Annotated in this window: 18 protein-coding genes; 12 read left to right on the plus strand and 6 right to left on the minus strand. The window is 73.2% G+C overall.

All coding sequences use genetic code 11. From position 1 onward, the window contains the following. Nucleotides 1-19: 19 nt before the first annotated feature. From J3P41_RS09905 to J3P41_RS09945, 9 genes are all read left to right on the plus strand, one after another. The gene (locus J3P41_RS09905) at nucleotides 20-886 is read left to right on the plus strand and encodes a MoxR family ATPase (RefSeq protein ID WP_210650140.1); all 867 of its coding nucleotides are present in this window, start codon (nucleotides 20-22) and stop codon (nucleotides 884-886) included. Continuing rightward, nucleotides 883-2,007, plus strand: coding sequence for a VWA domain-containing protein (locus J3P41_RS09910; protein WP_307861922.1), 1,125 nt, complete (start codon nucleotides 883-885; stop codon nucleotides 2,005-2,007). Before J3P41_RS09905 ends, J3P41_RS09910 begins: the two co-directional genes overlap by 4 nt. Beyond that, nucleotides 2,000-3,124 (plus strand): XdhC/CoxI family protein, encoded by a 1,125-nt coding sequence (locus J3P41_RS09915; RefSeq protein ID WP_210650141.1) that lies wholly within the window; start codon nucleotides 2,000-2,002, stop codon nucleotides 3,122-3,124. The genes J3P41_RS09910 and J3P41_RS09915 overlap by 8 nt, the downstream gene beginning before the upstream one ends. A gap of 74 nt (nucleotides 3,125-3,198) precedes the next feature. Further along, a complete protein-coding gene (locus J3P41_RS09920; RefSeq protein WP_210650142.1) occupies nucleotides 3,199-4,422 on the plus strand; it encodes a transcriptional regulator in 1,224 nt (407 codons plus the stop codon). A 115-nt stretch (nucleotides 4,423-4,537) separates the two neighbouring features. Continuing rightward, the gene (locus tag J3P41_RS09925) at nucleotides 4,538-5,599 is read left to right on the plus strand and encodes a ScyD/ScyE family protein (protein ID WP_210650143.1); all 1,062 of its coding nucleotides are present in this window, start codon (nucleotides 4,538-4,540) and stop codon (nucleotides 5,597-5,599) included. A 107-nt stretch (nucleotides 5,600-5,706) separates the two neighbouring features. Then, a complete protein-coding gene (locus J3P41_RS09930) occupies nucleotides 5,707-6,183 on the plus strand; it encodes a (2Fe-2S)-binding protein (protein ID WP_210650144.1) in 477 nt (158 codons plus the stop codon). Then, nucleotides 6,180-8,639 (plus strand): xanthine dehydrogenase family protein molybdopterin-binding subunit, encoded by a 2,460-nt coding sequence (locus J3P41_RS09935; RefSeq protein WP_210650145.1) that lies wholly within the window; start codon nucleotides 6,180-6,182, stop codon nucleotides 8,637-8,639. The genes J3P41_RS09930 and J3P41_RS09935 overlap by 4 nt, the downstream gene beginning before the upstream one ends. A gap of 5 nt (nucleotides 8,640-8,644) precedes the next feature. After that, on the plus strand, nucleotides 8,645-9,493 hold the full coding sequence (locus J3P41_RS09940; protein ID WP_307861923.1) for a xanthine dehydrogenase family protein subunit M: 849 nt from the start codon (nucleotides 8,645-8,647) through the stop codon (nucleotides 9,491-9,493). Next, nucleotides 9,484-10,200, plus strand: a complete 717-nt coding sequence (locus J3P41_RS09945; protein WP_210650147.1) for an SRPBCC family protein — start codon at nucleotides 9,484-9,486, stop codon at nucleotides 10,198-10,200. The genes J3P41_RS09940 and J3P41_RS09945 overlap by 10 nt, the downstream gene beginning before the upstream one ends. A 4-nt stretch (nucleotides 10,201-10,204) precedes the next feature. Here J3P41_RS09945 and J3P41_RS09950 read toward each other — a convergent pair whose 3' ends face one another. After that, nucleotides 10,205-10,816, minus strand: a complete 612-nt coding sequence (locus J3P41_RS09950) for an alpha-ketoglutarate-dependent dioxygenase AlkB (protein ID WP_307861924.1) — start codon at nucleotides 10,814-10,816, stop codon at nucleotides 10,205-10,207. A 119-nt stretch (nucleotides 10,817-10,935) separates the two neighbouring features. On the opposite strand from J3P41_RS09950, the gene J3P41_RS09955 reads away from it, so the two are divergent. Then, nucleotides 10,936-11,658 carry a GntR family transcriptional regulator gene (locus J3P41_RS09955; RefSeq protein WP_210650149.1) on the plus strand — a complete coding sequence of 241 codons (723 nt, stop codon included), beginning with the start codon at nucleotides 10,936-10,938 and terminating at the stop codon, nucleotides 11,656-11,658. Between the two features lie 3 nt (nucleotides 11,659-11,661). Here the strand turns inward: J3P41_RS09955 and J3P41_RS09960 are convergent, their stop codons facing one another. Continuing rightward, nucleotides 11,662-12,246, minus strand: a complete 585-nt coding sequence (locus tag J3P41_RS09960) for a hypothetical protein (RefSeq protein WP_210650150.1) — start codon at nucleotides 12,244-12,246, stop codon at nucleotides 11,662-11,664. Further along, nucleotides 12,243-13,109 carry an oxygenase MpaB family protein gene (locus J3P41_RS09965; protein WP_210650151.1) on the minus strand — a complete coding sequence of 289 codons (867 nt, stop codon included), beginning with the start codon at nucleotides 13,107-13,109 and terminating at the stop codon, nucleotides 12,243-12,245. The genes J3P41_RS09960 and J3P41_RS09965 overlap by 4 nt, the downstream gene beginning before the upstream one ends. 90 nt (nucleotides 13,110-13,199) lie before the next feature. On the opposite strand from J3P41_RS09965, the gene J3P41_RS09970 reads away from it, so the two are divergent. Further along, complete coding sequence (locus J3P41_RS09970; RefSeq protein WP_210650152.1) at nucleotides 13,200-13,661, plus strand: MerR family transcriptional regulator; 462 nt, start codon at nucleotides 13,200-13,202, stop codon at nucleotides 13,659-13,661. A 64-nt stretch (nucleotides 13,662-13,725) separates the two neighbouring features. Then, nucleotides 13,726-14,766 carry an NAD(P)-dependent alcohol dehydrogenase gene (locus tag J3P41_RS09975; RefSeq protein ID WP_210650153.1) on the plus strand — a complete coding sequence of 347 codons (1,041 nt, stop codon included), beginning with the start codon at nucleotides 13,726-13,728 and terminating at the stop codon, nucleotides 14,764-14,766. Between the two features lie 18 nt (nucleotides 14,767-14,784). Here J3P41_RS09975 and J3P41_RS09980 read toward each other — a convergent pair whose 3' ends face one another. From J3P41_RS09980 to J3P41_RS09990, 3 genes are all read right to left on the minus strand, one after another. Next, on the minus strand, nucleotides 14,785-15,090 hold the full coding sequence (locus J3P41_RS09980; protein WP_210650154.1) for a DUF1360 domain-containing protein: 306 nt from the start codon (nucleotides 15,088-15,090) through the stop codon (nucleotides 14,785-14,787). A gap of 82 nt (nucleotides 15,091-15,172) precedes the next feature. Continuing rightward, the gene (locus J3P41_RS09985; protein WP_210650155.1) at nucleotides 15,173-16,819 is read right to left on the minus strand and encodes a DNA repair helicase XPB; all 1,647 of its coding nucleotides are present in this window, start codon (nucleotides 16,817-16,819) and stop codon (nucleotides 15,173-15,175) included. A 28-nt stretch (nucleotides 16,820-16,847) separates the two neighbouring features. Continuing rightward, nucleotides 16,848-17,375, minus strand: coding sequence for a CGNR zinc finger domain-containing protein (locus J3P41_RS09990; RefSeq protein ID WP_210650156.1), 528 nt, complete (start codon nucleotides 17,373-17,375; stop codon nucleotides 16,848-16,850). Nucleotides 17,376-17,380: the final 5 nt, after the last annotated feature.

Here is a 17,380-nt window from a genome sequence, read left to right on the forward strand (position 1 = left end):
GAGTCGTAGCCTGAGCGCCATGGACTCCGCCGCCGATGTCGTCGCCCGGCTCGGCGCGACCGGATACCTCGCCGATGAGGAGCTGGCCACGATCGTCTTCCTCGCCGCGCGGATGCAGCGCCCGCTGCTGCTCGAGGGAGAGCCCGGCACCGGCAAGACCGCCCTCGCCGAGGCGCTGGCGCAGGGCCTCGGCCTCCCGCTGGTGCGGCTGCAGTGCTACGAGGGGATCGACGCCAGCCAGGCGCTGTACGACTGGGACTTCCCGCGCCAGATCCTGCACCTGCGCGCCCTCGAGGCTGCCGGCCGGGTGGACTCCGACGCGGCGGAGAAGAGCCTGTACGACGAGCGGTTCCTGCTGGCGCGACCCGTGCTCGCCGCGCTGCGCCAGGCTCCGGCGGTGCTCCTCGTGGACGAGGTGGACCGCGCCGACGACGAGTTCGAGGCGTTCCTGCTCGAGGTCTTGTCGACCTGGCAGGTCACGATCCCGGAGTTCGGCACGGTCACCGCGCCCGAGCCGCCGCTCGTCGTGCTCACCTCCAACCGCACCCGCGAGCTGCACGACGCGCTCAAGCGGCGGTGCCTCTACCACTGGATCGAGCACCCCACCCTGGAGCGCGAGGTGCGCATCGTGCGCTCGCGGGCCCCGGAGGTGGGCGAGGTGCTGGCCCGCCAGGTGGTCGACCTCGTGCAGCAGCTCCGGACCAGGGACGACCTGCTCAAACCGCCGGGGGTCGCCGAGACGCTCGACTGGGCCCGCGCCCTGAGCCACCTGGGAAGCGCCGAGCTCGACCTGGCGGCTGCGGCGGCGACGCTGGGCGCGCTGGTGAAGTACCGCGAGGACGCCGACCGGGTCCGGGTCGCGCTCGATCGGATGACGGTGAGGTGAGCACGGTGCTGCACTCGGCGGACGAGGTGATGCTCGGCTTCACCCGGGCGGTGCGGGCCGCGGGGGTCCCGGTCACCCAGGACCGTGCGCAGACCTTCCTCACCGCCGTCGCGACCCTCGGCGCCGGTGACCGGCAGACGACCTACTGGGCCGGCCGGGCCACCCTGTGCGCCTCGCCCGACGACCTGGAGCGCTACGACCGGGTCTTCGCCGCGTGGTTCGACCCGCGCGACGCGCTGCCACGCACCCACCGCCGGGACAGCTCGCGCCCCTCGACGGCACACCTGCTGCCCGACGCGGAGGGCGCGGGTGCGTCCGACCCGGGCGAGGAGGACGTCGTGCGCGCAGCCGCCTCGGCGGCGGAGGTGCTGCGCCACCGCGACGTCGCGTCGCTCGACGCCGCCGAGCGGCGACGGCTGGCCGCGATGTTCGACCGGCTGTCGCTGCGCCCGCCCCGACGTCGTACGGCCCGTCATCGCGCATGGCACCGCGGGCGCCTCGACGCGCCGCGCACCCTGCGCAGCTCGCTGCGCCACCTCGGCGAGCCCGCCGAGGTCGCGTGGCGTCGGCGCGGCACCCGTCCGCGCCGGGTGGTGCTGCTGGTCGACGTGAGCGGCTCCATGAGTGCGTACGCCGACGCCCTGCTGCGCCTGGCCCACCGGCTCACCCAGTCCGGTCGCGCCGCGGGCGCCGCGGTCGAGACCTTCACGGTCGGGACCCGCCTCACCCACGTGACCCGCGCGCTGCGCTCGGTCGACGCGGACCGAGCCGTCGGCGCCGCCGGGGAGGTCGTGCCGGACTGGTCCGGCGGGACGCGGCTCGGGGAGACCCTGCAGGTGTTCCTGGACCGCTGGGGCCAGCGCGGCATGGCCCGCGGCGCGGTCGTGGTCGTCTTCAGCGACGGGTGGGAACGCGGTGACGCGGGCCTGCTCGGCGCCCAGATGGCGCGCCTGCAGCGCATCGCGCACCGTGTTGTGTGGGTCAACCCGCACCGCGGCAAGGCCGGCTACGAGCCGCTCCAGGGCGGCGTCGTGGCAGCCCTGCCGCACTGCGACGACTTCCTCGCCGGCCACTCGCTGGCCACGTTCGCCGACCTGACGGAGGTGATCGCGCGTGCGTGACGTCCTTCCCGAGCTGATGGCGTGGTGGGAGGCCGGCGAGACGATCGGCGTCGGCACGGTCGTGGCGACGTTCCGCTCCGCGCCGCGACCCCCCGGCGCCTCGATGCTGGTCGGTCCCGACGAGACCGCGGTCGGCTCGGTGTCCGGCGGCTGCGTCGAGGGCGCGGTGTACGAGCTGGCGCAGGCCGTGGCGGGTTCCGGGACCCCCGTGCTGGAGCGGTACGGCGTGTCGGACGACGACGCGTTCGCCGTCGGGCTCACCTGCGGCGGGATCCTCGACGTCTTCGTCGAGCAGGTGTCCCGCGCGACGTTCCCCCAGCTGGGGGCCATCGCCGCCGACGTCGCAGCGGGACGTCCGGTCGCCCTCGCGACCGTCATCGAGCACCCCGACCCGACCCGGGTCGGTCGTCGGATGGTCATCCGGCCCGACGCCGCGTCCGAGGGCGGTCTGGGCTCCACGCGGGCCGACGCGGCGGTGCGCGACGACGCCCTCGGCCTGCTGGCGGCCGGCACCGACGCCACGCTCACCTACGGCCCCGACGGCGAGCGCCGCGGCGAGGGGATGCGGGTCTTCGTGTGGGGCTTCGCCCCGAAGCCGCGCATGCTGGTGTTCGGAGCGATCGACTTCGCGGCCGCGGTGGCCGAGGTCGGCTCCTTCCTCGGCTACCGCGTGACCGTCTGCGACGCCCGGCCCGTGTTCGCCACCGCGTCGCGCTTCCCCCGTGCCGACGAGGTCGTCGTAGACTGGCCGCACCGCTACCTGCAGGCCGAGGTCGAGGCCGGGCGGGTCGACGGCCGCACCGTGCTGGCGGTGCTGACCCACGACCCGAAGTTCGACGTGCCGCTGCTCGAGGTGGCGCTCCGGCTGCCGGCCGTGGCGTACGTCGGCGCGATGGGCTCTCGGCGCACCCACGAGGACCGGGTGGATCGCCTCCGCGCGGCCGGCGTCACCGACGCGGAGCTGGCGCGCCTGTCCAGCCCGATCGGACTCGACCTGGGCGCCCGCACGCCCGAGGAGACGGCGGTCTCCATCGCCGCGGAGATCGTGGCGCGGCGCTGGGGCGGCTCCGGGGAGCGGCTGGCCGCCACGCAGGGGCGCATCCACCACGACGGCTGACGGCTCGACCTCGCACACCCTGTCGCACGCCCCGACCGCAGGCTAGGTTGGCCGCGAGCACCCGGGGAGCCGACATGACCGACCACGACCTGCACGACCGCAGGGTGAGCGCCGTGCGCGCCTGGACGCGGTTCGTCTCCGACGGGGACGAGCAGGCCGAGGCGGTCCGGCCGGAGATCCTCCGCAGCTGGCAGCTGTCCCACGTCGTGTCGCCGTCGGTGCCCCAGGCCCCGCTGGCCGACGAGGCGGACACGGCCGACTTCTGGAAGGCGTCGCCGTTGCAGACGGCGGTCGAGCGGGTGCAGGACGAGCTGCGCCGCACGGCCGAGGACGGCGACCTGGTGATCGCGGTCACCGACGAGCAGACGCGGATCCTGTGGACGTACGGCGGGCGGGTGATGCGCCGCAAGGCCGAGACCGTCAACTTCGTGCCCGGCGGGTGCTGGGACGAGGCGAGCGTGGGCACCAACGCGCTCGCCATCGCCGGGCGCACGGCGGCGCCGGCCATGGTGTTCGGCGCCGAGCACTACGCCGAGGTCGTCCACAACTGGGTCTGCTGGGCCGCGCCGGTGTTCGACCCGGTCACGGGCCGCTCCCTCGGCGTGATCGACCTGTCGACGACGTGGGACCGCAGCCACCCGATCGGCCTCGCCACGGCGCGGGTGATGGCCCGGTTGATCGAGGGCGCGCTACCCGCGGACCGGCGTACGGTCCCGGCCGGCGGCTCCGCGCCGAGCGAGCCCGGCCTCACCCTCACCCTCCTCGGCACCGCCGAGGTGTGGCTCGACGGCCAGCGCCTGCTGCTCAACCGCCGCCAGACCGAGATCCTGGCCCTCCTGGCGCTGCATCCCGGCGGGTTGTCGGTCGAGCACCTCCACGCGCTGCTCTACGGCGACGCCGCGGTGACCACCTCCACCCTCAAGGCCGAGGTGTCGCACCTGCGCTCGGCGCTCGCCGGCCAGCTCTCCTCGCGGCCGTACCGGCTCACCATGCCGGTCGTCACCGACGTCGAGGAGGTGCAGCGGCTGCTGCGGCGCGGCGACGTACGCGCGGCGGTGCGGGCCTACGGAGGCGACCTGCTGCCCGGCACCGACTCGCCCGCACTCGTGCAGATGGGCGAGTTCCTCGCAGTCAGCGTCCGCGAGGCCCTCCTGGCCGATCCCGACCCCGACGCGGTGCTGCGCTACAGCGACCTCGCTCCCTACGACACCGCGGTCCTCGAGGCGTGCCTGGCGTCCCTGCCCGTGCACCACCCGGTCGGGCCACTGCTCAAGGGCAAGCTGGCCAGCGCACGCTGACGCGTGCCCGATCTTCGGTAAAGGGGGTCGCAGGCGCGCACCACGCGCCGCGGGCATGGATCCTGCGACGAGGTGTCGCACCGAGGGAGGGTGCGGCCACGTCCAAGGAGAATGCATGGTCACGACACGTTTCGGGATGACTGCCGGGGTGGTCACCCTGCTCGCGGGCAGCCTGCTCGGCGCTGCCTCGGCGGGTGCCGCACCGGCCCCCGAGCCCACGAAGGTGGCGACGAGGCTCGTCTCACCACTCAGCATGGTGGTCGCCGGCAACGGCACCGCTTACGTCAGCCAGAACTTCGCCGGCATGCTGACCGCCATCGAGCCGGGCCGCAGGCCGCAGGTCGTCTTCCAGGCCCCCAAGGGCACCGAGGTCGGTGCGCTGTCGGAGGCCGGCGGCATGCTGCGGCTGGCCACCACCAAGGGCAAGCGGACCGCGCTGTGGACGATGCGCCCCGGCGCTCGACCGACCAAGCTGGCCGACCTCTGGAAGCACGAGCGCACCAAGAACCCCGACGGCGACCAGGCGTACGGATTCAGCGACCTCGACCCGGCGTGCGCCGCCCAGATCCCCGAGGAGGTCCCGGCGACCTACACCGGGATCCTCGAGTCGCACCCCTACGGCACGGCGGTGCACCGGGGGACGACGTACGTCGCCGACGCGGCCGGCAACACCATCCTGGGCGTGAGCGCCAGGGGCAAGGTGTCGACCGTCGCGGTCCTGCCGCCGGTGCCGGTGACCATCACCGCCGAGGCGGCGCAGGCCAACGGGCTGCCCGCGTGCACCGTCGGGCACAGCTACGGCTTCGAGCCGGTGCCGACCGACGTCGAGGTGGGCAAGGGCGGTTGGCTCTACGTCTCGCTCCTGCCCGGCGGCCCGGAGGACGGCAGCACCGGCGCCAACGGCGCTGTGGTCAAGGTCAAGGCGCGCACCGGCGAGGTCCGGCCGGTCGCCACAGGCTTCGCCGGCGCGACGGGCGTGGCGGTGGCCGGCAACGGCGACGTCTACGTCGCCCAGCTGTTCGGCGGCCAGGTCTCGCGCATCAAGGCGGGCAGCACGCGGGTCCGGACGTGGGCACAGGTGCCGATGCCGGCCGCGGTGGAGTGGGCCGGCGGCGACGTGCTCGTGTCGGCCAAGGTGCTGAGCGAGACCCCCAAGGGAGTCGTGCTGCGCTACTGAGCAGGGCCTCCGGGCGTGGGGAGGGGGGCACGGCGCCCAACCGTCGACCAACCAGGGCGTCCTAGCGTCGGCGCCAGTGACCCCCCTCACACGCCCGGAGGCGCTCGATGACGAAGATCCACCTCACCGTCGACGGAGCCGCGGTCTCCGACGACGTGGAGCCGCGGATGCTGCTGGTGCAGTACCTGCGCGAGAAGCTCGGCAAGACCGGGACCGTGATCGGCTGCGACACCTCGAACTGCGGCGCGTGCACCGTCCACCTCGACGGCACCAGCGTGAAGTCGTGCAACGTGCTCGCCGTGCAGGCCGACGGTCGCAGCGTGACCACGATCGAGGGGCTGGCCGACACCGTCGAGGGTGAGCTGCACCCGGTCCAGGAGGCGTTCCGCGAGTGCCACGGCCTGCAGTGCGGGTTCTGCACGCCCGGCATGATCATGCAGGCCGTCGACCTGCTGGCCGAGAACCCGCACCCGACCGAGGAGGAGGTGCGCCTCGGCATGGAGGGCAACCTGTGCCGCTGCACCGGCTACCACAACATCGTCAAGAGCGTCCTGCACGCCGCCGAGGGAGGTGCACGCGCATGACCGCCACCCAGGACCGTCCGGCCCAGGAGATCGGGCGGGACCGCCGCCGCAAGGAGGACCAGCGGCTGATCACCGGCCGCACCCGCTGGACCGACAACATCACCCTGCCCGGCATGCTGCACCTGGCGATGGTGCGCAGCCCCTTCGCCCACGCCACCATCACCTCCATCGACGTCGAGGAGGCGAAGGCGTCCCCCAACGTGGTGGCCGTGCTGAGCGGCAAGGACTTCGGCGACGAGCTCGGCGTGAACATCAACGCGTGGCCGATCACCCCGGAGCAGAAGACGCCGACGCACTCGCCGATGCCGGCCGACCGCGTCGCGTTCGCCGGCGAGATCGTCGCCGTGGTGGTGGCCCGCAGCGCCGCGGAGGCGCGCGACGCCGCCGAGCTCGTCGACGTGGAGTACGACGAGCAGCCGGCCGTGGTGGGCATCAAGAAGGCCCTGGAGGACACGGTGCTCGCCCACCCCGAGCTGGGCACCAACAAGTCGGCGCTGTGGGTCTTCGACTCAGCCGAGGCCGGCACCGGCGGCGACGTCGAGGCCGCCATCGCCCAGGCCCGGGCCGACGGCATCGTGATCGAGCGCGAGTACCGCCAGCAGCGCCTCATCCCGGCGTTCATGGAGCCGCGCAGCGTCGTGGTGGACCCCACCGGGGAGCAGCTCACCATGTGGTCGGCCACCCAGATCCCGCACATCCTGCGGTTCGCGCTGGCGGCCACCACCGGCGTGCCGGAGTCGAAGATCCGCGTCGTCGCCCCCGACGTCGGCGGCGGCTTCGGCGGCAAGCTCCAGACGACCCCGGAGGAGTGGATCACGTGGGCGGTGGCCCGCCGGCTGTCCAAGCCGGTGAAGTACACCGAGACCCGCAGCGAGAGCCTGATGGCCGCCCACCACGGCCGCGACCAGGTGCAGACGCTGACGCTCGCGGCCGACCGGGACGGCAGGGTCACCGGGTTCAAGGTGCACCTCGACGCCGACCTCGGTGCCTACGTCTCGCTCGTCGGCGGTGGCGTGCCGGTGCTCGGCGCCTTCATGTTCAACGCCATCTACAAGTTCCCCGCCTACCGCTTCGAGTGCCAGACCGTGCTGACCAACAGCACCTGGACCGACGCCTACCGCGGCGCCGGCCGGCCGGAGGCGACGTACGCGATCGAGCGCATGATGGACGAGCTGGCGGCCGAGGTGGGCGTCGACCCGCTCGAGATCCGCGAGCGCAACTGGATCACGCACGAGGAGTTCCCCTTCACCACGGTGGCCGGGCTGGAGTACGACACCGGCAACTACGAGGCCGCGACCGCGAGGGCCAAGGAGGTCTTCGGCTACGACGCCCTGCGCGCCGAGCAGCGCGAGCGGCGCGAGCGCGGGGACCGGGTGCAGCTCGGCATCGGCGTCTCGACCTTCACCGAGATGTGCGGCCTGGCCCCCAGCCGGGTGCTCGGCAGCCTCGACTACGGAGCCGGCGGATGGGAGCACGCGAGCGTGCGGATGCTGGCCACCGGCAAGGTGGAGATCGTCACCGGCGCCAGCGCCCACGGACAGGGCCACGAGACGGCGTTCAGCCAGATCGTCGCGGACCGGCTCGGCGTGCCCTTCGAGGACGTCGAGGTGCTGCACGGCGACACGCAGGTCGCGCCGCGGGGGCTGGACACCTACGGGTCGCGCTCGCTGGTGGTGGGCGGGGAAGCCCTCGTCAAGGCCGTCGACAAGGTCGTCGAGAAGGCCACGCGCCTGGCCGCGCACCTGCTCGAGGCGAGTGAGGACGACCTCGACTACGCCGGCGGGCGGTTCACCGTCCGGGGCACCGACCAGGGCATCGCGATCCAGGAGCTCGCCACCGCGGCGTTCGCGGCGCACGACTACCCCGAAGACATGGAGCCGAGCCTCGACGCCGACGCGACGTACGACCCGGTTAACTTCAACTACCCGCACGGCACGCACCTGTGCGCGATGGAGGTCGACACCGAGACCGGCAAGGTCTCGATGCGCAAGTACACCTGCTGCGACGACATCGGCACGATCATCAATCCGCTGATCGTGGCCGGCCAGGTGCACGGCGGCCTGGTGCAGGGGATCGCGCAGGCCCTGTGGGAGGAGGCGGTCCACGACGAGTCCGGGACGCTGGTCAGCGGCTCCTTCGTGGACTACCTGCTGCCGACGTCGGCCGACACGATCTCGTTCGACGTCGTGCACGCCGACGACCCGAGCGTGTGCACCACCAACACCCTCGGCACCAAGGGCGTCGGCGAGGCGGGCACCATCGCCTCGACACCGGCCGTGGTCAACGCGGTCGTCGACGCCGTACGCCACCTCGGCGTCCGCGACATCCAGATGCCGTGCACGCCGGAGCGGGTGTGGCGCGCGATCCACGCGAACGACGGCGATGCGCCGACACCAGGGGGTGCGATGCCCCACTTCGACGAAGGTGCTCTCAACCAGGACGGAGCGGCCCAGTGATCCCGGTGAAGTTCGACTACGTCGCCCCCACGTCGGTCGAGGAGGCGCTCGCCGCCTTGGGCGAGCACGGCGACGACGCGAAGATCATGGCCGGCGGGCAGAGCCTGCTCCCGGTGCTGCGGATGCGGCTCAACGCGCCCGAGGTCGTCATCGACCTCGGCGGGATCGACGCGCTGCGCGGTGTGCGCGACGAGGGCGACGCCATCGTCGTGGGCGCGATGACCACCCACCACGAGGTGCGCGACCACCCGCTCGTCCGCGAGCACGCGCTCCTGGTCGCCAAGGCCGCCGCTGACGTGGCCGACGCGCAGATCCGGCACCGAGGCACCTTCGGCGGGGCGCTCGCCCACGCCGACCCCGCCGGCGACCTGGGTGCGCCGGCCCTCGCCCTGGGGGCGCAGTTCGTCATCGCCGGCACCGACGGCACGCGCACGGTCGAGGCGAGCGACTTCTTCGTCGGGCTGTTCGAGACCGCGATCGGGGACGACGAGATCCTCACCGAGGTGCGCATCCCCAAGCACACCGGCTGGGGCGCGCACTACGAGAAGTTCGTCCGGGTCGCCCACCAGTGGCCGATCGTGGCCGTCGCCGCCACCGTGCGGGGATCGATCGACGAGGCGCGGGTGGGCCTGACCAACATGGGACCGACGCCGCTGCGGGCCCGTGCGACGGAGGCCGCGCTGGCGGGGGTCAGCGCGACCGAGGACGGCGTACGCGCTGCGGCGGACCTCGCGGCGGAGGGGACCGACCCGCCGTCCGACCTCAACGGCGCCGCCGACTACCGGCGGCACCTCGCCCGGGTGCTGACCCGCCGGGCCGTGCTCGAGGCCGCGGGGGCGCAGGCGTGGAGCTGAGCCACCGCTTCACCGTCCCCATCGGCGTCGAGGCGACCTGGGCGCAGCTCAACGACATCGCCTCGGTGGCCGAGTGCTTCCCGGGCGCCCAGGTCACCGAGGCCGACGACGAGTCCTTCGCCGGCTCGGTCAAGGTCAAGCTGGGACCGATCGCGTTGCTCTACACCGGCAGCGGGACCTTCGTGGACAAGGATCCCGACGCGCATCGCTTCGTCGTCGACGCCAAGGGCAAGGACAAGCGCGGCAACGGTACGGCGGGCGCGACGGTGACCGTGTCGATGGCGGAGGCCGGCGGCTCGACCGAGGTGTCGGTGGACACCGACCTCTCCATCACCGGCAAGCCCGCACAGTTCGGCCGCGGGGTGATGCAGGACGTCTCGGACAAGCTGCTCGCGCAGTTCGCGGCGTGCCTGGAGCAGCGACTGGCGGTCCGCGGCGCCGCAACCGCACTGAGCGGCGCGCCAGCCGCAACACCGGCTGCACCACCGGCTGCACCATCGGCTGCGCCCGCCGCTCCGAAGCCTCCGGCCCGGTCCGAGCAGGCCGCTGCGGCTGTGGATCCGGATGACCCCACCGAGGCCTCCGCTCCCACCGAGGCGCTCGACCTCGGGAGCACGGTGCTGCCGGTGCTGGTGCGGTCGTACTGGAGGCACGCCGCGGCGGCGCTCGCCGCGCTCGTCGTGCTGCGCAGACTGGTGAGGCGGTAGGCCTTCAGAACACGTTGAGCGGTCGGAACTGCACCGAGATCCGTGGTCCGGAGTGGGCCACCTTGGGCACCGCGTGCTCCCACGTGCGCTGGCAGGACCCGCCCATGACGACCAGGTCGCCGTGCCCCATCGTCAGCGCGATCGAGGCGCCTCCTCCGCGAGGCCGCAGGAGCAGGCGCCGCGGGTCGCCCACGCTGACGATGGCGACCATCGTGTCGGTGCTGCGCCCGCGGCCGATGGTGTCGCCGTGCCAGGCGACCGAGTCGCGGCCGTCGCGGTAGTAGCAGCAGCCGGCGCTGACGAACGGCTCGCCGAGCTCGGGGAGGTAGTGCTCGTTCAAGTCGGCACGAGCCCGCTCGAGCGCGGGGTGCGGCAGCGGGTCGCCGCCGAGGTAGGTGTGCACGAGGCGGGGCACGTCCACCACGGCGTCGTACATCTCCCGGCGCTCGGCACGCCACGGCACCCGCTCGACGAGCGCGGCGAAGACTGCGTCGGCGTCGTCCAGCCAGTCGCGCTGCACGTCGACCCAGGCGCCGTGCGTGAGCGTGCGCCGCTGCGGGGCGAGCCCGGTGGGCGCCACGGCGCGGTCGGCGAAGAGGGACGACTGGAAGTCCACGGGAGCCAGCGTAGCGCATCCGTCGAACAGAGGTTCGAACATCAAGAATCCGTCAAGGCACTACGAGGGAATGGGTCAATCGGGTGACGCCGGTCCAGCCCAGTCCTAGCCTGACGGTTATGGACCACCCGGACCTCGTCGTCCCGCGCCAGCGGGCGCTCAAGCACGTGCAGGTCCGCGAGCACGTCCGGAGCCTCATCGAGTCACAGCCGCCCGGGGCGGCGGCACCCTCCGAGCGCGAGCTCGTCGCCCGCTTCGGCGTGGCACGGATGACCGTACGCCAGGCCCTCGACGCACTCGTCGCCGAGGGTCTCCTCGAACGCATCCCCGGACGCGGCACGTTCGTCGCGCAGCCGCCGAGGACCCCGGGGCGGCTCAGCTCCTTCACCGAGGAGATCCGCCGCCGCGGCATGCTCCCGGAGTCCCAGACCCTGCTCGCCCGTGTGGAGCAGGCCGGTCCGGGCGTGGCTCGCGCGCTCGACATCTCGCCGGGTGACCCGGTGCTGCACTGGCGCCGGCTGCGCCGGGCGGACCAGGCCGTCGTCTGCGTCGAGGACGCCTACCTCAACGAGGTGCTGCTCCCGGGCTTCCTGCAGCACGGGACGCCGACGAGTCTCTACGAGGCGCTGGCAGCACGCGGTCTGCGTCCCACCGAGGTCGAGGACTCGATCAGCGCCGACCGCGCGAGTGCGGAGGAGGCAGCCGTCCTCGAGGTCGCCGAGGGCGACCCCGTGCTGCGCCACTCGCGGCGCGCGGTGTCCCAGGGCCGCATCGTCGAGGTCTCGCGCACCTGCTACCGCCACGACAGGTTCACCGTCTACCACCAGCTCGCCGACCGCTGAGCCTCACCCGTTGCGGAGCGATGCCAGCTCGCGGGCGATGTTGCCGCGGGCGGCCGCCTCCCACAGGGCGCGCCCCTGAGCCGTGCGGAACAGGTGCGGGCGGGCGACCAGCTCGTCGAGCACGGCTGCCCGGCCGGACCGGAAGTCGTCGTCGGCCACGTGCGCGAAGTCGGTGCGCACGCCCGCCGCGTAGGCGTCGTAGCGTTCGTCGGGGGCGGCGAGGATGCCCAGGTCGGCGTCGCTGAGCGCGCAGCCGGCGGGGTCGTCGTCGACGGGCTGGTGGTGGGCGGTCACCCGCACGAGCCGCGCCACCTCGGCGGCGTACGCGTCAGGCAGGGCCCGCTCGGCCCACTGGGCGGAGCGCTCCTCGTCGTCCTCGGCCCCGTCGTAGACGGCGTCGTGGAACCAGGCGGCGAGGCCGACGGTGGTGGCGTCGAAGGCGGCGCCGGCCTCCGCCAGCTGCTGGAGCCGGTCCAGCACCTCGCTCAGGTGGAGCAGGTCGTGATAGCCGGGCCGGTCCCAGGCCAGGAGCAGCTCGTCGCGCAGGTCGTGGTGGTCGGGCAGGGGCCACCGCTCGCTGATCGTCACGTCCCGGCCTGCCGCTGGAGCTCGCGGGCGTGGGCGTGCGCAGGCGCCATCGCCCATCGGATGGCCACGGTGGCGGCGGTGCCCAGCACCCGGTCGGTCACCGGCAGCACCGGGGGCAGCCGCAGCTCGCGGCGGGCCTCGCCGGGCAGGAGCCCCACGGCCGCGGCCACCAGTGAGAGGTAGCCGGGCCGTGCCGGCAGCGGCAGGTCCGGGTGCAGGACCAGGAACCGGATGGCGTCGCGGGCCTCGGGCGTGCCGCGCAGCTCGGGACCGTACGCCGTCAGGGTGGCGCGCAGCTCGTCCTCGGTCCGCGGCGGGTCGAGGACACCGAGGTGGCGCGCCGCGACGGCTGTCTGCGCGACGTACTCGTCGCGGTCCGCACCGACGAGGCGGCGGTGCCCGTAGCGGTCGTGCGCGGCGAGGAAGCTGTCGATCTCGGCGGCGTGCACCCAGCCGAGCAGGTGCGGGTCGGAAGCGGCGTAGGGGGTCCCGTCGGGCATCGTGCCGGTGACCGACTCGTGTGCTCGCCGCACGGCGCCGATCACCTGCAGGGCGTCCCGCTCGGTGCCGAACGTGGTCATCGCGAGGTAGGTGGAGACCTGCGCGAGACGACCCCACATGTCGCCGCGGTAGCCCGAGTGGTCGGCCACGCCCTGCATCGCGGCGGGGTGCAGCGACTGCAGCATGATCGCCCGGATGCCACCGACGAACATCGACGCGTCGCCGTGCACCCGGGCGATGGGGGAGCCGGGCGCGAACCAGCGCGGACCCGGGTTGCCGTGCACCCGCTCGCGCTGACGCGGGCCGTCGGGTCCGGCCACCTTGTGGAACAGCTCGGTGCCGAGGCGCTCGCGAAGGTTCACGCTTTCGAGGCTAGCCCGGCGGAGGTGACGCCTCCGACCGTCTCGACGACGCGTTGACTTCGAGTACTCGAAGTTCCTACCGTCGATGGAGTGACCATCCCCGCCGAGACCCGCGGCTACTCCATCAAGGAGGCAGCGGCACTGACCGGCCTGCCCGCGAGCACGCTGCGCTACTACGAGCAGATCGGCGTGATCGAGCCGATCGCCCGGGGCGCCAGCAGCGGGCACCGCGTCTACGACGAGGACGACCTCGACCAGCTGGTCTGGGTGTCCTGCCTGGCCGCGACCGGGATGTCCGTCGGCGACATGCGCCAGTACATGGCCAACAACCGGCGCGGCCCCGCCGCGGCCGCCGAGCAGCGCGAGCTGCTCGAGCAGCAGCAGCGCCACCTGGCCGTCGAGGCCGAGCGACTGGTCCTGCGCCGGCGCTACGTGGAGCTGAAGATCGGCTACTGGCAGGCGGTGGAGGCCGGCGACAGGGCCGGCCGCGACCGCCTCGCCGACCAGGCGCGCGAGCTCGCCGACGAGCTGCGGGCGGTCACGCACCCCTGATCCGGGTCCTCGACCCGGACCCAACCCGCCGCGGACCGACCGCGGTGCACCGAAGGAGTCACTCATGCGCGTGAGCGCGTACGCAGCCCCGTCCGCCGGCCAGCCCCTGGCCCCCACCACCATCGAGCGCCGCGAGGTCGGCGCCCACGACGTGCTCATCGCGATCGAGTACGCCGGCATCTGCCACTCCGACATCCACACCGTCAACGGCGACTGGGGCCCGCAGCCGTTCCCGGTCGTCCCGGGCCACGAGATCGTCGGCACGGTCACCGAGGTCGGTGCCGAGGTGACCCGGCACCGCGTCGGCGACCGGGTGGGCGTCGGCTGCATGGTGGGCTCGTGCGGCGAGTGCGACAGCTGCCGCAACGGCGACGAGCAGTACTGCGCCCGCGGCATGATCGGCACCTACGCCGTCACCGACCGCGACGGCACCACCACGCAGGGCGGCTACTCCACGCACATCGTCGTGGACGCCGACTTCGTGCTCACCGTGCCCGAGGGCCTGGACCCGGCCGCAGCGGCGCCGCTGCTGTGTGCCGGCATCACCATGTACGCACCCCTGCGGCGCTGGGGCGCCGGACCGGGCACCCGGGTCGCCATCGTCGGCCTGGGCGGGCTCGGACACATGGGCGTCAAGATCGCGCACGCCCTCGGAGCCGAGGTCACGGTGCTGTCGCAGTCGTTGAAGAAGCAGGAGGACGGCCTCCGTCTCGGCGCCGACCACTACTTCGCGACGTCCGACCCCGACACCTTCGAGGCGCTCGCCGGCAGCTTCGACCTCATCGTCAACACGGTCAGTGCCGCGATCGACGTCAACTCCTACCTCGGCCTGCTCGCCGTCGACGGCACGCTCGTCAACGTGGGCGCGCCGCCGGAGCCGCTGCCTGTCAACGCCATGTCGCTGATCGGGGGGCGCCGGTCGTTCGCCGGCTCCATGATCGGCGGCATCGCGCTGACCCAGGAGATGCTCGACTTCTGCGCCGAGCACGGCATCGTCTCGGAGGTCGAGTTGATCGCCGCCGACCAGGTCAACGAGGCCTACGAGCGCGTGCTCGCCTCGGACGTGCGCTACCGCTTCGTCATCGACGCCAGCACGCTCGCCTGACTCGCCGGCGGTGGCTCGTCACTCCAGGTGGGTCGTGGCGAGCCCCGTCAGCGCCGACAGCGCGAGCGGGCGCGCCACCAGCGAGGTGGCGACCGGCCAGCGGCGCCGCGCTAGGGTGAGCGCGGCACCGGCGTAGATGGACAGGCACCACGGGCAGCTCAGGAGGTAGGTCAGCTTCGACTTCTCCGGCGGTCCGTTGCGCTCCTCGACCGCGTCGCGCACGGGCTCGGTGATGCGGTCGTCGCGCACCAGCTTGACCAACCGGTAGGTCGCCAGGCCGTCGACGAGGAGCGCCATCGGCCGCTCGGTGTGTTCGTTCGCCATCGTCTCGCCGCTTCTGTGGGGGGTGGACGGCCCCGGTACCCCGTTGCGGGGCGTCCACGCCCACCGTCCGCGGTCGCGTCGATCACTCCGCGCCGGACAGGTCCCCCGCGTCGATGATGCGGTAGGCGTAGCCCTGCTCGGCGAGGAAGCGCTGCCGGTTCTGGGCGAAGTCGGCGTCGACGGTGTCGCGCGAGACGATCGTGTAGAAGTGGGCGCTGCGGCCCTCGGTCTTCGGGCGCAGCAGCCGACCGAGGCGCTGGGCCTCCTCCTGGCGCGAGCCGAAGGACCCGCTGACCTGGATGGCCACCTCCGCGGAGGGCAGGTCGACGGAGAAGTTGGCGACCTTGCTGACCACCAGCAGGCCCACCTCGCCGGAGCGGAACGCGTCGAAGAGCCGCTGGCGCTCGCGGACCGGTGTCTCGCCCTTGATCACGGGCGCGTCGAGCATCGCGGCGATCTCGTCCAGCTGATCGATGTACTGGCCGATGACGAGCGTGGGCTGGCCCGCGTGCTGCGCGACCAGGTCGCGCACGACGTCGACCTTGGCGTGCGTGCACGAGGCGAGCCGGTAGCGCGTGTCCGGGTCGCTGGTGGCGTACGCCAGCCGCTCGCCGTCGGGCAGGGTGACCCGCACCTCCACGCAGTCTGCGGGCGCGATCCAGCCCTGCGCCTCGATGTCCTTCCAGGGCGCGTCGTAGCGCTTGGGTCCGATGAGGGAGAACACCTCGCCCTCGCGCCCGTCCTCGCGCACCAGGGTCGCGGTCAGTCCCAGCCGGCGCCGGGCCTGCAGGTCGGCGGTCATCCGGAAGATCGGCGCCGGCAGCAGGTGCACCTCGTCGTAGACGATGAGGCCCCAGTCGCGGGCGTCGAGCAGCTCCAGGTGCGGGTAGACGCCCTTCCGCTTGGTCGTGAGCACCTGGTACGTCGCGATCGTGACCGGCCGGATCTCCTTGACGGCGCCGGAGTACTCGCCGATCTCGTCCGGGGTCAGCGACGTGCGCGCGACCAGCTCGTCCTTCCACTGCCGGGCGCTGACGGTGTTGGTGACGAGGATCAGCGTGGTCGCGCCCGCGTGCGCCATCGACGCCGCCCCCACGATGGTCTTGCCGGCCCCGCAGGGCAGCACGACGACCCCGGATCCGCCCTCCCAGAACGACTCGGCGGCCTCGCGCTGGTAGGGCCGCAGCGTCCAGCCGTCCTCGGCGAGGTCGATGGCGTGCGCCTCGCCGTCGACGTAGCCGGCGAAGTCCTCGGCCGGCCAGCCCAGCTTCAGCAGGGCCTGCTTGAGGTTGCCTCGCTCGCTCGGGTGGACCGCGACGCTGTCGTCGTCGATCCGGTTGCCCAGCATCCCGGCGACCTTCTTGGCGCGCAGCACCTCCTCGAGCACCGCGCGGTCCGTGGACGACAGCACCAGTCCGTGCACCGGGTGCTTCTCCAGCCGCAGTCGCCCGTAGCGGCCCATGGTCTCCGCGACGTCGACGAGGAGGGCGTGCGGCACGGCGTAGCGCGACCAGGTCAGCAGCGCGTCGACCACCTGCTCGGCGTCGTGCCCGGCCGCCCGCGCGTTCCACAGCCCGAGGGGCGTGAGCCGGTAGGTGTGGATGTGCTCGGGGGAGCGCTCGAGCTCGGCGAAGGGCGCGATCGCCTTGCGGGCCTGCGCGGCGGAGGGGTGGTCGACCTCCAGCAGGAGCGTCTTGTCCGACTGGACGATGAGGGGACCGTCGTTCACCCGGCAATCCTACGGACGGGCGGCAGGCTCAGCTGGCGGCCGCGGCCCTCTGCCGCGCGCGGAACGCCGCCACGTTGGCGCGCGAGGAGCAGCGGTCCGAGCAGTAGCGTCGCGACTGGTTGGGCGAGGTGTCGACGAAGACGTTGTCGCACCGGGTCTCCGAACAGGTGCCGAGGCGGGTGGCGCCGAGGTCGCAGACGAGGTTCGCCAGCCCCATCAGGGCCTCACCGACCAGCAGCTCCGCGACCGACGCCGCGCGGTTGGCGACGTGCATGTGGAGGTTGTCGGGGTCGTGGTCGGAGATCATCGGGGTGACCGGGTGGCGGGCCAGCAGGTCGTTGAGCGAGCGCACCACCAAGGGGACGTCGTCGGCCGCCGACGCCTCGAACACGCCGCGGAGCTCGGCCTGGAACTGCTGGAGCCGGCGCACGTCCTCGTCGACCACCGAGCGGTGCAGCCAGACGCGGTCGGCGAGGTGCGCCCGCAGCGCGGCCGCGTCGGGCAGCTCGGCGTTCACGAGCGACGCGGAGCGCTCGGCGTAGCGGATGAAGTCCACCGCAC

It is taken from the genome of Nocardioides sp. SYSU D00065, assembly GCF_017916425.1.
In the GTDB taxonomy this organism is placed as follows: domain Bacteria; phylum Actinomycetota; class Actinomycetes; order Propionibacteriales; family Nocardioidaceae; genus Nocardioides.